This is a genomic window from Embleya sp. NPDC005575, from assembly GCF_040605455.1.
Taxonomy (GTDB): domain Bacteria; phylum Actinomycetota; class Actinomycetes; order Streptomycetales; family Streptomycetaceae; genus Embleya.
This window is the reverse complement of the sequence record NZ_JBEXCV010000022.1, coordinates 22,794-36,147: the sequence shown is the minus strand read 5'-3', so window position 1 is coordinate 36,147 and position 13,354 is coordinate 22,794. Positions and strand designations below refer to the sequence as shown.

Genomic DNA, 13,354 nt, shown 5'->3' with positions numbered 1-13,354 from the left:
GACACCGCAGCCCGTCAGGAGCAGGCCATGACGTCCTTGCCCAACCCGCTCGACATGAGCGGACGCGTCGTACTCGTCACCGGTGGCGGCAAGGGCATCGGACGGGGCATCAGCGAGCGTTTTCTGGCGGCCGGCGCCGACGTGGTGGTGTGTTCACGCCGCGAGCCGGAGACGCTGCCCACGGCCGGCGCACGCACCGCGCTGTACACCCCCGCGGACGTGCGCGACCCCGACACGGCCTTCGCCGCCGTGGAGTTCGTCGAGGAACGCTTCGGCCGGCTGGATGTGCTGGTGAACAACGCGGGCGGCGCGCCGCAGACCGACGCGGCCACCGCGTCGCCGCGGTTCTCCAAGGCGATCATCGAACTGAACCTGCTCGGCCCGCTGTATTTCGCGCAGGCCGCCCACCGCTTGATGCACCGTCAAGAAACCGGCGGGGTGATCGTGAACATCTCCAGCGTGAGCGGCGTGCGCCCCTCGCCGGGCACCGCGGCCTACGGCGCGGCCAAGGCCGGAATGAACTCGCTCACTCGCTCGCTGGCCGTCGAATGGGCACCGAAGATCCGGCTCAACTCCGTGATCGTGGGCCTGGTCCGGACCGAACAGGCGCACCTGCACTACGGGGACGAGGCGGGCGTGCAGCGTGTGGCGGACACGATTCCGCTCGGTCGGATGGCGGACCCCTCGGACGTCGCGGACGTGTGCCTGTTCCTCGCGTCGCCGATGTCACGGTACGTCAGCGGAGCGGAACTGCTCATGCACGGTGGCGGGGAAATGCCCGCTTTCCTCCGTGCGGCGGACAGCGAGACCGATCATGCGCCCGTAAACTGACGGCATGACAGGACAAGTTCGCACCGTCGACGGCCGCGTCGCCGGGCGACGCGGACAGGCGACGCGGCAAAAGCTGCTCGACTGCCTCCGCGAGATGCTCGACACGTCTCCGTACCGGGACGTCAAGGTCATCGACGTCGCCCGTATGGCAGGCACCTCTCCCGCCACCTTCTACCAGTACTTTCAGGACGTCGAGAGTGCGATCCTCGAAATCGCGAACGACATGGCCAAGGACGGCCAGCGTCTGAAGACTCTCGCCGAGGACCAGAACTGGGCCGGCAAGGGCGGCTTCGCCGCCGCCGAGGCCCTGGCCGACGGCTTCCTCGAATTCTGGCGGGACTACGAGCCGATCCTTCGCGTCGTCGACCTGGCCTCGGCCGAGGGCGACAAGCGCTTCTACAAGGTGCGTCAGAAGATTCTGACGGCGGTCACCGGCTCGCTCACCGAGGCCATCGAGAACATGCAGGCCAAGGGCAAGGTCGGCGACGAGGTGCAGCCGAACGCCATGGCGGGCACCCTCGTCGCGATGCTGGCGGCGGTGGCCGGGCACCAGAAGGGCTTCGAATCCTGGAACATCAAGATGAAGGACGTCCGTCCGGCGCTGTCCACGCTGGTCTTCATGGGTGTCACGGGGAAGAAGCCCCCGACGCGTTAGCACCACCCTGCCCCGGACGCCGGACGGCCGACATCGAGCCCGTCCGGCGTTCGAGGACACGCCTTTCTAGATCCCGGCCAACTCCGCGATGCGCTCGCGCTGCGCACCCCGGTCACCGAACAGGTGCGCGGACGTGATGGCCCGCTTCAGATACAGATGGCAGTCGTACTCCCAGGTGAAGCCGACGCCGCCGTGCAGTTGGATCATCTCCTCGGCGACATGGCGGTACGCGGCGGTCGCCGTCGTCATCGCCAGCGGTGCCATCACCGCCAGTTCGCCGGGCGTCGCAAGTCCCGCCGCCTCCGCCTCCGTGGCCGCCCACGCCGCGTAGTACAGCGCCGAACGGGCCGTCTCGACCTCGACATACAGGTCCGCGCAGCGGTGCTTGATCGCCTGGAACGAGCCGATCGGCCGGCCGAACTGCACCCGCCCCTTGGTGTACTCGACGGTCGCCTCCAGGCAGCGCGCCGCACCGCCGACCGCCTCCGCGGCCACCGCGATCTCGGCGAGCGCCAGGACCCGCTCCAGGGCCGCGTCCGCGCCGGGGGTGCCCAGCAGCCTGGCGGGGGTGTCCGCGAAGGTCAGCCGGGCCTGCTTGCGGGTCTGGTCCAGGGTCGGCAGCGCCGTCCGGGTCAGCCCGGCGGCATCCTTGTCCACGGTGAACAACGCGAGGTCGCCATTGACCCGTGCCGCCACCACGATCAGATCCGCGATCAAGCCGTCGATCACGTGCGTCTTGACGCCGTCCAGGCGCCACCCGTCGCCGTCGGCCCGCGCGGTCGTCTCCACCGCGCGCACGTCCCGACGCCCCGGCTCGGCCAGCGCGAGCGCGCCGAGCGTGCCGCCCGCCGCGATGCCCGGCAGGTAATCGGCCCGCGCACCCTCGTCGCCCGCGTGCACGAGCGCGTACGCCGTCAGCACCGACGACGCCAGGAACGGTGAGGGGAAAAGCGACCGGCCCATCTCCTCCAGGGCCACGACCAACTCGGTGAAGCCGAAACCGACCCCGCCGTACTCCTCCGGAATCGCGAGACCGGCCAGCCCGGTCTGTTCGCACACGCGCCGCCACACCGTGGCGTCGTAGCCCGTCTCGGTCGCCATCACCGCCCGGACGGCGGGCGAGTCGCTGTGCTTGTCGAACACGTCCCGGAGTGCTCTGCGGATCTCCTGCTGCTCATCGCTGAACTCGACGTCCACGTACCGCAACTCCTTGGCACTCATGTCGTGCGGGTCGGGACGGTTGCCCGACCCGAGTTCCGGTCGGCCCCATTGACGATCCGGCAGCCCGCGAGCACCAGTATCTGACACACCGTCATACCCTTGGAACATTGCTTTCGTCACACCTCCGAAACGTCGCCTTACCCCGGGCGTGTCGTGTTGTGTGGCATACACCACCCCCACGCCGATACTTCGCGCGCAGGCCGAAGGGACCCGTTGTGACCGTTCTCGCCCAGGTGCTTCGTGAGGCCGCCCGACGCTTTCCCGAGCGCCGGGCCCTCGTGCACGGCGGAAGCGGGTTCACCTACGGCGGGCTGGACGCGGTGACCGATCAGGTCGCCGCCGGGCTGGCCCGGCGCGGTGTCCGGCCCGGCCACCTGGTCGCACTCGTGCTCCCGTCCGGGCTCGAGTATGTGGTCGCCTACACCGCGTTGGCCCGGCTCGGCGCGATCACCACCGGCGTGGGACCGCGCTACACCCCCACCGAGCGCGCCGCGATCCTGGACCGGGCCGCGCCGGACCTGGTGCTGGCCACCGAGGACCTGGCAGAGGGCATCCCAACCGGCCCCGAACACATCCGCTGCGTTCCGGCCGCCGGCGCGCACGACGTCTGGGCCGAACTTCGGCGCGACGAGATCCCGCCCGCGCCACCGGTGACCGGAGACCGGGACCCGGACCTGCCCGAGACGGTCGTGTTCACCTCGGGCACCACGGGCACCCCCAAGGGCGCCCTGTTCACGTCTCGGCAGATCACCGCGATCACCGCGATGGACACCGGCGGTCGCTGGGGCGAGGGCGGTCCGCAACTGATCGCCACCGGCCTGCCGCACGTCGGCTTCATGACCAAGCTGGCCGGCTACCTCAAGATGGGCGCGACCCTGCACCTGCTCGGCCGCTGGCGGGCCCAGGACGCACTGCGCCTGGTCGCCCGCGAGAGGATCCCCTACCTCGGCGGTGTGGCCGCGCAGGTCTCCCTCCTGCTCGGCCGACCCGAGTTCGACCGCTACGACCTCACCCACGTACGCGGACTGATCGTCGGCGGCGGGCCGTCCCCCGCCCCGCTCGTGCACGAGGCCCGGACCCGATTCGGGGCGGGCTACTCGATTCGCTACTCGTCCACCGAGTCCGGGGGGTTGGGCACGCTCACCGCGTTCGACGCCCCCGACTCGGAGGCGCTGCACACGGTCGGCCGTCCCCGACCGGGCACCGAACTGGAGATCCGCCACCCGCGGACCGGCACCGTCCTGCCGGTCGGCGAAGAGGGGCAGATCTGCCTGCGCTCGCCCGCCGTGATGGCGGGCTACTGGCGCGACCCCGAAGCCGGCGCCGCCCTCGACGGCGACGGTCGGCTGCACACCGGCGACCTCGGCCGGATCGACGAGACCGGCTGCCTGCGGATCACCGGGCGGATGACGGAGATGTACATCCGCGGCGGATACAACGTGTATCCGCAGGAGGTGGAAGCGGTGCTGCTCGACCATCCCGACGTGGCCTCGGTGGCGGTGGTCCCTCGACCCAGTCGGGTGATGGGCGAGATCGGCGTCGCGATCGTGGTGTCACGTGCAGCATCCGAGCCGTCACTCGCCGCATTGCGCGAGTTCGCGGCCTCGCGGCTGTCCGCACACAAGCTCCCCGAAGCGATCCGGATCGTTCCGGAGCTGCCGCTCACAGGGATGGACAAAGTGGACCGCAGATCCTTGACCGAACGCGAGAAGTCTTTCGGGGACGTTTAGTAACCGCGCGATGACCAGCCGATATCCGCAACATGTTTGACCAAGTCAGCAAATGTCCAGGTGATCGGACAGATGCGTCGGGACCGGGCCGGTGAGACAGTGGACAGCCCTGACGTCCCATCAGCAAGCTAACTGACTAACCGTCAGCTCGATTCCAGTGTCGATCGGATCTGGCGGCGACGAAAGATCGAAAAAGGGACGGGCGCGATGATGCTTCACGACAGCAGAGGACACCACTTCCCGGGGCACACTCGAACCAGCGTCACCGTGAACGCGGATCCGTCGGCCGAACTCGACGTGACCGGCCGACCACTCGCGCTCCGCCCCGCCGACCTGGACCGCTTCTTCCGACCTCGCACGGTCGCCGTGATCGGCGCCTCGGACACCGAGGGCCGACCCGGCGCCCGCATCACCGCGCAACTGATCGCGTGGGCCGATCGGGTGGGCGCGCGGTTGTTCCCGGTCAACCCCAAGCACGAGCGCATCGCCGGCCGACCGTGCTTCGCGGACATCTCGGCCGTGCCCGAGCCGGTCGACCTCGCCGTCGTCCTGGTCGGCGATCCGGCCGAGGTACTGGAGCAACTCGCGGGCGCCGGCGTGAGTTTCGCGGTCGTGTTCGCGGCCGGCTTCGCCGAGGCGGGGGCCGCCGGAGCCGCGGCCCAGGCCCGGCTGGCCCAGCTCACGTCGGGCGGCTCGCTGCGCCTGCTCGGGCCGAACACCAACCTCAACGCGTTCGAGGAGTTCCGCACCGACCTCGAAGGCCCCTCGATCGCGCTGATCACCCAGAGCGGGCACCAGGGTCGCCCGGTCTTCGCCGCCCAGGAGATCGGCATCCGGGTGTCCCACTGGGCCCCGGTCGGCAACGAGGCGGACCTGGAAATCGCGGACTTCGTACGACACTTCTCCGATCAGGAGGAGGTCGGCGTGATCGCCGCGTACGTCGAGGGGTTCAAGGACGGCCGCACCTTCGCGCTGGCGGCCGACCACGCGGCGCGGCAGGGCGTACCGGTGGTCGTGGTCAAGGTCGGGCGGACCGAGACCGGCGCACGGATGGCCCAGTCGCACACCGGCAAGCTGACCGGCGGCGACCGCACCGCGTCGGCGGTGTTCCGCCAGTACGGGGTCACCCGGGTCGACGGCCTCGACGAACTGATCGACACGTCCCAGCTGTTCGCGCGCACCAGGACCCCGCTCGCGCAGGGGGTCTGCGTGTACTCGATCTCCGGTGGCACCGGCGCGCACATGGCCGACCTCGCCGCCGCCGAGGGCCTGACGGTGCCTCAGCTGGACCGGTCCACGCAGGAGAGGCTGCACGCGTGGATACCGCCGTATCTGACCGTGTCCAACCCCGTGGACAACGGCGGCCACCCGGCCGGCGACGAGCGTGGCCGCAAGATCATCGACGCGATCCTGGCCGACCCCGCGATCGGCGTGCTGGTGTGTCCGATCACCGGCGCGTTCCCGCCGATGAGCGACCGCCTCGCGCAGGACCTGGTGGACGCCGCAGAGGCGAGCGACAAGGTGGTCTGCGTGGTCTGGGGCTCGCCGGTGGGCGACGAGAGCGCCTACCGCGAGATCCTGCTCAAGTCGAACAAGGTGGTGGTCTTCCGCACCTTCGGCAACTGCGTGCGGGCGTTGCGGGCGTACTTCGACTACCACCGCTTCCGCACCCAGTACTCGTCGCCGTTCGAGGACGTCCCGCGCACCGCGTCGGCGGCCGCGGCGAAGGCCAAGCGGCTGCTGTCCTCGGGCAAGCCGCTGTCCGAGCACTCGGCGAAGCAGCTGCTGCGCACGTACGGGATCCGGGTGCCGCGCGAGCAACTGGTCACCTCGGCCGCCGCCGCGGTGCGCGCGGCCGGGCTGATCGGCTATCCCGTGGTGATGAAGGCGTGTGGCCCGCAACTGCCGCACAAGAGCGACCTGGGCCTGGTCAAGCTGGGCCTGCGCTCGGCGAGCCAGGTGCGGGACGCGTACCGCGAGATCACCGACGCGGCCAAGGAGGCGGGCGCGGGTCGACTCGAAGGCGTCTTGGTGTGCCAGCAGGTCGATCGCGGCGTCGAGATGGTGGTCGGCATCTCGCACGACGACCTGTTCGGACCGACCGTCTCGGTCGGTCTGGGCGGCATCTTCGTCGAGGTCTTCGACGACATCGCGATCGGGGTGCCGCCGTTCGGTGCCTACGAGGTCAAGCGCATGCTCGGCGAACTCCGCGGCCTCAAGTGCCTCCAAGGCATGCGCGGCCAACCGCCCGCCGACCTGGACGCACTCGTCGACGTGGTCATGCGGGTGCAGCGCATGGCGCTCGAACTGGGCGACGAACTCGCCGAGTTGGACATCAACCCGCTGATGGTGATGCCCCGCGGCGGCGGCACGGTCGCACTGGACGCGTTGGCGGTGGCGCGGTAGGGCCGGCCTCCGGCCGGGTTGGCCTCAAGCGCCGGCCGGGCTATTGACAGCCCGGCCGGTGTTTGAGGCCAACCCGAGTCGACCAACGCCCACATCGGACGAAACCCTTCAGCCCGGCCGGCGCTTGAGCCAACCAACCCCAGCAAGGAGCCGACACACATGACCATCAACACCGAGCAGGAACTGCTCCACCGCATCGAAAACGGCGTGCTCTGGCTCACTCTGAACCGCCCGCAAGCCAGCAATGCCATCACCTGGGCTCAACGCGAACTCCTCATCGAGCTCCTCACCGAGGCATCCGCCACCGAATCGGTCCGCGCAGTCGTCCTCACGGCCGCGGGCCAAAAGCACTTCTGTACCGGCATGGATCTCCGCAGCTCCCCCGGCACCAAGTCGCTGCTTGCCGCAGCCGCCGAGACGCCGGACGACGACGCCGCGCCCAAGCCTCCGACCCGGCCCACCGGCTACGCCACCCGGATGATGAAGACCGGCGTACAGCGCCTGACCAACGCCGTCCTGGACTGCGAGAAGCCGGTGATCGCGGCGGTCAACGGCACCACCGCCGGCTACGGGATGAGCCTCGCGCTCGCGTGCGACCTGGTGATCGCCGCCGACAGCGCCCGCTTCATCCAGATCTTCACCCGTCGCGGCCTGGTGCCGGACGGCGGCAGTGCGTACCTGCTGCCGCGCCTGGTCGGCCCGCAGAAGGCCAAGGAGCTGATGTTCTTCGGCGACGACCTGCCCGCCGCCGAGGCACTGCGGATCGGCGTCGTGAACAAGGTGGTCGCCCCCGACGAGCTGGAGGCCGTGGCCAGGGAGTGGGCCGAGCGGCTGGCGGCCGGGCCGACCCGGGCGTACGCGTTCACCAAGCAACTCGTGAACCGTTCGCTGGAGAGCGACCGGGTGGCGGCCTTCGACGAGGAGGCGCAAATCGTTGAACTCAACATGACCTCCCGCGACGCCAACGAAGGAGTGGCCTCCCTCATGGAACGCCGCAAGCCGGAGTACTACGGCTGGTAGCCAAGGCCCCTCCCGCGGACGCCGACGAACCACCGCCACGGCCCGCCGACGGGCGGATGTGCCTTGCACCACAAGGCAACTGACGAGTCGTCAGATGTGACGAAGGACCCCCTCTCCTTTGATTGACGCAAGGAAATCGGGTGACGTAGCGTCACAGACCCGACGCCCCAAGACACCTGCGAGGAAGTCCACCATGGGCCAGATCGACGCAGCGAGCACGAAGCCCGCGGATCCCGCGGCCATCGCCCTGCCGGAGGGTGAAGGCATCGTCGAGGCCGCCACGTTCCGGCACGTCCTCGGTCACTTCGCCAGCGGCGTCACGGTGATCACCGCGCTCGACGGCGACACCCCGGTGGGTTTCGCCTGCCAGTCGTTCGCGTCGCTCTCGCTGGACCCGCCGCTGGTGACCTTCTTCGTGGCGAAGACGTCCACCACGTGGCCGCGGATCCGGCCGGGCGGCCGGTTCTGCGTGAACGTGCTCGCCGAGGACCAGGAACAGCTCTGCCGGGGCTTCGCGGTCAGCGGCGCGGACAAGTTCGCCGGCGTCGCACACAGCCCGGCGCCGACCGGTTCGCCGAAGCTGGACGACGTACTCGCCTGGATCGACTGCACACTGGAGAGCGTGGTCGACGGCGGCGACCACGAGATAGTGATCGGCCGGGTCCAGGCCCTGGACGCGCCGCGGGTGGAGTGTGCTCCGTTGCTGTTCTACAAGGGCCGGTTCGGCCACCCCAGCGCCAACGCGTGACGCCGATCCGGACCCGGGCCGAGGCCGGGTCCGGATCGGTGCCTGCCGCGTCCGCTCAGTGCGCGCCGGCGCCGGTCAGTGCCCTGACCTCCAACTCGGCGAACTTGCGATCGTCGTCGTCGGTTCGGCGACGCCGTGCGGACATCGCGCCGATCGCGGCACACGCGAAGCCGACCGGGATCGAGATGATCCCCGGGTTCTCCAGCGGAATGGGTGCCGGCGTCGTACAGCTGAACAACGCCGTCGCATTGCCCACGTCCTTGCGGTCCTTCGACACGTTGCAGTCGTCGGCCTGCTTGGCGCTGAGCTGCTTGATCGCCGGCTTGGTGTCGGTGGCCCCGCCCCAGCAGATCGGCGACAGCGCGACCACCAGGACCGAGGTGACCAGGCCGCCGTAGATGCCGAACACCGCACCGCGCGTGTTGAAGTTCTTCCAGAACAGCGAGAACACGATGGCCGGCAGGTTGGCCGAGGCAGCGATCGCGAACGCGAGCGCGACCAGGAACGCCACGTTCAACTCGCGGGCGAACACCGACAGGACGATCGCCGCCGTGCCGATCACCAGCGCCGCGATCCGGGCGACCTTGACTTCCTCGGCGTCCGTGGTTCGGCCCTTGCGGAACACGTTCGCGTACAGGTCGTGCGCGAACGACGAGGACGAGGCCAGCGTCAGGCCCGCCACCACGGCCAGGATGGTCGCGAAGGCCACCGCAGCGATGAAGGCGAGCATCAGCGCCCCACCGGTGGTGCCCGCGCCGCCGCCCAGGTGTTCGGCGAGCCGGGTCGCGGCCGTGTTGCCGGTCGGGTCGGCCTTCTTGATCTCCTTGCTGCCGATCAGCGCGGCCGCGCCGAAGCCGAGGATCAGCGTCATCAGGTAGAACACCCCGATGATGCCGATCGCCCAGGTGACCGACCTGCGCGCGACGCGGGCGTTGGGCACGGTGTAGAAGCGCACCAGGATGTGCGGGAGGCCGGCCGTACCCAGCACCAGCGCGAGTCCGAGCGAGATCAGGTCGATCTTCGACCAGCCGTCCGTGGCACCGTACTTGAGCCCCGGCTGGAGGAACGACTCGCCCGAACCGGACTTGCTCGCCGCGGTGCCGAGCAGGTCGGCGATGTTGAAGTGGAACTTCGCCAACACCCACACGCACATCACGAACGCGCCGACCATCAACAGTCCGGCCTTGACGATCTGCACCCAGGAGGTGCCCTTCATGCCGCCGACGGTGACGTACACGATCATCAACGCGCCCACCGCGGCAATGACCGAGATCTGCGCGGTGTCGCTCTTGACGTCGAGCAGGAGCGAGACGACCGAGGCCGCGCCGACCATCTGGGCCAGCAGGTAGAAGATCGACACGACGATCGTGGACACGCTCGCGGCCATCCGTACCGGGCGTTCGCGCATGCGATTCGCGAGTACGTCGGCCATGGTGAACCGGCCGGAGTTGCGCATCGGTTCGGCGACCAACAACAGGGCCACCAGCCAGGCGACCAGGAAGCCGATGGAGTACAGGAAACCGTCGTAGCCGGACAGCGCCAGAATGCCGGCGATGCCGAGGAAGGACGCGGCCGACATGTAGTCGCCGCCGATCGCCATGCCGTTCTGGAGGGCCGAGAACGAACGGCCACCGGCGTAGAAGTCCGACGCCGTCCGGTTCTTGCGACCGGCCCAGAAGGTGATGCCGAGGGTCACCACGACCAGCACGGCGAACATCGCGAAGGTCCAGCCTCGATTGCTGGACTTCGCGGCGAGTTCGAGAGAAAGGTTCACGCTTCGAGTTCCTCTCGCAGTTCGGTGGCGACGCGGTCGAGTCGGGTGCGCGCGAATCGTGAATAGGCCCAGGCGATCACGAACGTCGAGACGAACTGGAGGAGCCCGAACACCAGCGCGACGTTGATGTGGTTCATCACTTCCTTGGCCATGAAGTCGCGCGCGTAGGCGGACAGCACCACGTACAGCAGGAACCACGCGAGGAATGCGGCGGTGACCGGGAAGATGAAGGATCGCTGGCGCTTCTTGAGTCCCCCGAACCTCGGATCCTGTTCCATTTCCAGATATCCGGTGCGGTCGTCGACGTACGGAGCGCGCGGGGCCGGGACGGAGGCATCCCTGCTCTTGGACGCGAGGTCGGACTCGGATTCGGGCTCGGGAGGACGATCGTGCGGGTCGACGTGCGGAGTCGGCATGGGGCGGTAGGGCTCCTCTCCAGCGGACACCCCGCGCGTGGCCCGAGGCGCCGATCGGGTACCTGACCGCGGTCCGTGGGACCTGGGGCCGCAGCGGAGCGAGTTTAGAGGTGCCGCCGGGACGCGCGGAACCTATCCGATCAACTGAAAGCGGGACTGACGGGTTACGCGGATAACCCACGATTTCCCACCCACCACGGAATTGATCAAAACCGCCCACGAGTTCATCATTCTCGACCGAACCACCGTCGAAGTCGCCCGTACAAGTCCGCTACGACCAATCCTCACCACACCCGAAGCAACTCGATCACCACCGCTCCGGGCCGGATTCGCGCCTGACGCCGAATCCACGCGCACTCGACCGGCCGGGTGGCCCTACATACATGGCCACGATCCATGAGGCCGCGCTCCGCATCGAGGTTGGCGGTCGCACCGTTCTGCGCGAACAACTCGCGCACCTCCTGCACTTGGCGGACAAGCGCAACATCACCGTCCGGGCCATTCCGTTCTCCGCAGGAGCGTTCCCCGGCTCCGGTCAGTCCTTCCTGTACGCCTATGGCGAGGTGCCGAGCCTGGACACGGTCCAGCTGGATCGCACCAGCGTCGCCGAGTTCCTACACACGAGCACACAGCTTCGCAAGTTCAGCCTCCAACTCGACCAGATGGAGCGGATCGCACTCAGCGAATCTCGGACACGCGATCTGATCCGGTCGATCATGCAGCAGCTCTAGGAGCGCACGTGCCTGACATCACCTGGGAAGACCCCTTCTGCCAGGACTCCGGAAACTGTTTCCGCCTCGGCACTGACACGGACGGAAACGCCTACATCGCCGTCAATGGCCGGGAAGACCACTACCTCACCGACACCATGGACGCTCTCCACACCCTCATTCGCGACATCAAAGCCGGCAAAGCCGACCACTTGCTCTAGGGCCGTCGGAGCTTGCCGGATCGCGCCGTGAGGCGTCCCACGTCCGCTCGTGGGCCGAACACGCACCACCGCACGCCATCCGGCGGTCAGCCGATCCGAAGGAAACGGCCTCCGGCGTGTAGCGAAAGTGCCGACGGGAGCCCGAGCCATGTACGCGAAGAATGGCGCAACCCCGTGGCGTTCGGCGTCGAGATCGGGAAGGCTCACGCGCATGGTCTCGGTATTGCAGAACGTGGCGATCGACTGTGCGGATGCCTACGAGCTGGCTCGGTTCTGGAGCAGTGTGACAGGCCGTCCGCTGCATCCGGAGGACAGACCGGGTGACCGGGAAACTCAGGTGCTGCTGCCGGACGGCCCGGTGCTGTACTTCAACCAGGTGCCCGAGGCCAAGACGATCAAGAACCGGATCCATCTGTGCTTGCGCCCTGAGACCTCGCGCGACCTGGAGGTGGAACGGCTGCTGGGCCTCGGTGCCACCTTTGTCGCCGATCACCGCAATCCCGATGGCTCGGGCTGGGCAATCCTCGCCGATCCCGAAGGCAACGAATTCTGCGTCCTGCGCAGCGAGTCCGACCGAGCGACCACGAGTTCCTGAGACACGACCCAACAAGCCTCGGGGTGCGTCCGGTCGTGCCGCGAGCCGCTCCGGGGCAACGGATCACTCAGCCCAGGGGAGAGGGATCTTCGCGTCGCTGCCGGGCATCATGGCCTTCCCGCCGACCACCATGCAGACCAGTGCCTCGGCCGGACCACCGGTCGCTTTGAGTCGGCGAACGACGCCCGCCGGGACGATCACCGCCCGGCCGGCCTCGACCTTCTCGCTTCTGCCGTCGACCGTGACCTCGAATGCGCCGGACAGCGGCATCCAGACCTGCTCCCGGTCGATGATGTGCACAGGGGTGGAGATGTCGGCGCCGATCTCCACCCGCCAGGTGCTCACCTCCGCACTGCCCTGGCTCGGCCCGGCAAGCGCGAACATCGCAGCCGCGGCGGTCCTGGTGGTGCGCTCCTCGGTCTCACCGACGACGTACATGATTCCTCCAGTGTAAACCAGCTTTACTCATCGTGAGTAAAGCTGCTTTGGATAGGTGTGTCAACATGGATCGATGGAGATCGAAGACCCGCTCGAACGCGCAGAGCTGACCTTCCTGCTCGGGATGGCCTTCCAGCTGGTCCTCTCCGAGTTCGTGAGCCGCCTGGACAGCGCCGGCTACTCCGACCTGCGCCCGATACACGGGCTCGTTTTCCAGGCGCTGTACGGACCGGGCTCGACCAGCAGCGAGCTGGCCGAGCATCTGGGCGTGACCAAGCAAGCGGCCGGCCAGATCGTCGACGACCTGGAGAAGCGTGGCTACGTCCGGCGGACGCCACACCCCGAGGGCGGACGGCGCAAGCTGATCGTGCTGACCGACAAGGCCCTGGAGCACCTCGCGGTGGCCGGGCGCATCCTGCACCAGCTGGAGGCCCAGCTGACCGAGCAGCTGCACGCGGCCGGCCGCGAGGTGCCGCGTGCCGAACTCGCCGGGATGATCCGCGGTCTCGCAGGTGCCTCGGTGCCACCCCTCCGCCCCATCTGGTGATGCCTGGCCGAACTGCCGACCGATGAGCGCACCAGCCCGCGA

Annotated in this window: 14 protein-coding genes; 10 read left to right on the top strand and 4 right to left on the bottom strand. The window is 68.6% G+C overall.

Annotation, left to right across the window (positions count from 1 at the left end; all coding sequences use genetic code 11):
- Positions 1 to 27: 27 nt before the first annotated feature.
- Positions 28 to 831 (top strand): SDR family oxidoreductase, encoded by an 804-nt coding sequence (locus ABZS54_RS10555; protein ID WP_355533166.1) that lies wholly within the window; start codon positions 28 to 30, stop codon positions 829 to 831.
- A gap of 4 nt (positions 832 to 835) precedes the next feature.
- Positions 836 to 1,486 (top strand): TetR/AcrR family transcriptional regulator, encoded by a 651-nt coding sequence (locus tag ABZS54_RS10550; protein ID WP_020549710.1) that lies wholly within the window; start codon positions 836 to 838, stop codon positions 1,484 to 1,486.
- 66 nt (positions 1,487 to 1,552) lie between these two features.
- Here the strand turns inward: ABZS54_RS10550 and ABZS54_RS10545 are convergent, their stop codons facing one another.
- The gene (locus ABZS54_RS10545; RefSeq protein ID WP_355533163.1) at positions 1,553 to 2,707 is read right to left on the bottom strand and encodes an acyl-CoA dehydrogenase family protein; all 1,155 of its coding nucleotides are present in this window, start codon (positions 2,705 to 2,707) and stop codon (positions 1,553 to 1,555) included.
- A 215-nt stretch (positions 2,708 to 2,922) separates the two neighbouring features.
- On the opposite strand from ABZS54_RS10545, the gene ABZS54_RS10540 reads away from it, so the two are divergent.
- The 4 genes from ABZS54_RS10540 (at position 2,923) to ABZS54_RS10525 (ending at position 8,611) form a co-directional block, all read left to right on the top strand.
- Positions 2,923 to 4,437: a class I adenylate-forming enzyme family protein gene (locus ABZS54_RS10540; RefSeq protein WP_355533160.1), complete on the top strand. Its 1,515-nt coding sequence runs from the start codon at positions 2,923 to 2,925 to the stop codon at positions 4,435 to 4,437.
- 210 nt (positions 4,438 to 4,647) lie between these two features.
- A complete protein-coding gene (locus ABZS54_RS10535; RefSeq protein WP_355533288.1) occupies positions 4,648 to 6,843 on the top strand; it encodes an acetate--CoA ligase family protein in 2,196 nt (731 codons plus the stop codon).
- Between the two features lie 159 nt (positions 6,844 to 7,002).
- A complete protein-coding gene (locus ABZS54_RS10530) occupies positions 7,003 to 7,863 on the top strand; it encodes an enoyl-CoA hydratase-related protein (RefSeq protein WP_355533157.1) in 861 nt (286 codons plus the stop codon).
- A 193-nt stretch (positions 7,864 to 8,056) separates the two neighbouring features.
- Entirely contained in the window at positions 8,057 to 8,611 is a 555-nt protein-coding gene (locus tag ABZS54_RS10525) for a flavin reductase family protein (RefSeq protein WP_020549705.1), read from the top strand.
- Between the two features lie 55 nt (positions 8,612 to 8,666).
- Here ABZS54_RS10525 and ABZS54_RS10520 read toward each other — a convergent pair whose 3' ends face one another.
- Both ABZS54_RS10520 and ABZS54_RS10515 read right to left on the bottom strand, forming a co-directional pair.
- Positions 8,667 to 10,328, bottom strand: coding sequence for a cation acetate symporter (locus tag ABZS54_RS10520; RefSeq protein WP_355533285.1), 1,662 nt, complete (start codon positions 10,326 to 10,328; stop codon positions 8,667 to 8,669).
- 53 nt (positions 10,329 to 10,381) lie between these two features.
- On the bottom strand, positions 10,382 to 10,801 hold the full coding sequence (locus ABZS54_RS10515; RefSeq protein WP_355533154.1) for a DUF485 domain-containing protein: 420 nt from the start codon (positions 10,799 to 10,801) through the stop codon (positions 10,382 to 10,384).
- Positions 10,802 to 11,136: 335 nt separating this feature from the next.
- On the opposite strand from ABZS54_RS10515, the gene ABZS54_RS10510 reads away from it, so the two are divergent.
- From ABZS54_RS10510 to ABZS54_RS10500, 3 genes are all read left to right on the top strand, one after another.
- On the top strand, positions 11,137 to 11,532 hold the full coding sequence (locus ABZS54_RS10510) for a DUF5753 domain-containing protein (RefSeq protein WP_355533282.1): 396 nt from the start codon (positions 11,137 to 11,139) through the stop codon (positions 11,530 to 11,532).
- 8 nt (positions 11,533 to 11,540) lie between these two features.
- Entirely contained in the window at positions 11,541 to 11,732 is a 192-nt protein-coding gene (locus tag ABZS54_RS10505) for a hypothetical protein (RefSeq protein ID WP_355533151.1), read from the top strand.
- Between the two features lie 211 nt (positions 11,733 to 11,943).
- A complete protein-coding gene (locus ABZS54_RS10500) occupies positions 11,944 to 12,327 on the top strand; it encodes a VOC family protein (RefSeq protein ID WP_355533279.1) in 384 nt (127 codons plus the stop codon).
- A 63-nt stretch (positions 12,328 to 12,390) separates the two neighbouring features.
- On the opposite strand, the gene ABZS54_RS10495 is transcribed toward ABZS54_RS10500, so the two are convergent.
- Positions 12,391 to 12,765, bottom strand: coding sequence for a cupin domain-containing protein (locus ABZS54_RS10495; protein WP_355533148.1), 375 nt, complete (start codon positions 12,763 to 12,765; stop codon positions 12,391 to 12,393).
- Between the two features lie 73 nt (positions 12,766 to 12,838).
- Between ABZS54_RS10495 and ABZS54_RS10490 the strand changes: the two genes are divergently transcribed.
- Entirely contained in the window at positions 12,839 to 13,312 is a 474-nt protein-coding gene (locus tag ABZS54_RS10490; protein ID WP_355533145.1) for a MarR family transcriptional regulator, read from the top strand.
- Positions 13,313 to 13,354 lie beyond the last annotated feature (42 nt).

What these genes read in the sequence shown, in the direction of transcription:
- ABZS54_RS10520 (WP_355533285.1), bottom strand. Translation starts at nt 10,328, where the DNA reads ATGTTCGCCGTGCTGGTCGTGGTGACCCTCGGCATCACCTTCTGGGCC.
- ABZS54_RS10500 (WP_355533279.1), top strand. Translation starts at nt 11,944, where the DNA reads ATGGTCTCGGTATTGCAGAACGTGGCGATCGACTGTGCGGATGCCTAC.
- ABZS54_RS10490 (WP_355533145.1), top strand. Translation starts at nt 12,839, where the DNA reads ATGGAGATCGAAGACCCGCTCGAACGCGCAGAGCTGACCTTCCTGCTC.
- ABZS54_RS10535 (WP_355533288.1), top strand. Translation starts at nt 4,648, where the DNA reads ATGCTTCACGACAGCAGAGGACACCACTTCCCGGGGCACACTCGAACC.
- ABZS54_RS10545 (WP_355533163.1), bottom strand. Translation starts at nt 2,707, where the DNA reads ATGAGTGCCAAGGAGTTGCGGTACGTGGACGTCGAGTTCAGCGATGAG.
- ABZS54_RS10525 (WP_020549705.1), top strand. Translation starts at nt 8,057, where the DNA reads ATGGGCCAGATCGACGCAGCGAGCACGAAGCCCGCGGATCCCGCGGCC.
- ABZS54_RS10515 (WP_355533154.1), bottom strand. Translation starts at nt 10,801, where the DNA reads ATGCCGACTCCGCACGTCGACCCGCACGATCGTCCTCCCGAGCCCGAA.
- ABZS54_RS10550 (WP_020549710.1), top strand. Translation starts at nt 836, where the DNA reads ATGACAGGACAAGTTCGCACCGTCGACGGCCGCGTCGCCGGGCGACGC.
- ABZS54_RS10495 (WP_355533148.1), bottom strand. Translation starts at nt 12,765, where the DNA reads ATGTACGTCGTCGGTGAGACCGAGGAGCGCACCACCAGGACCGCCGCG.
- ABZS54_RS10530 (WP_355533157.1), top strand. Translation starts at nt 7,003, where the DNA reads ATGACCATCAACACCGAGCAGGAACTGCTCCACCGCATCGAAAACGGC.
- ABZS54_RS10555 (WP_355533166.1), top strand. Translation starts at nt 28, where the DNA reads ATGACGTCCTTGCCCAACCCGCTCGACATGAGCGGACGCGTCGTACTC.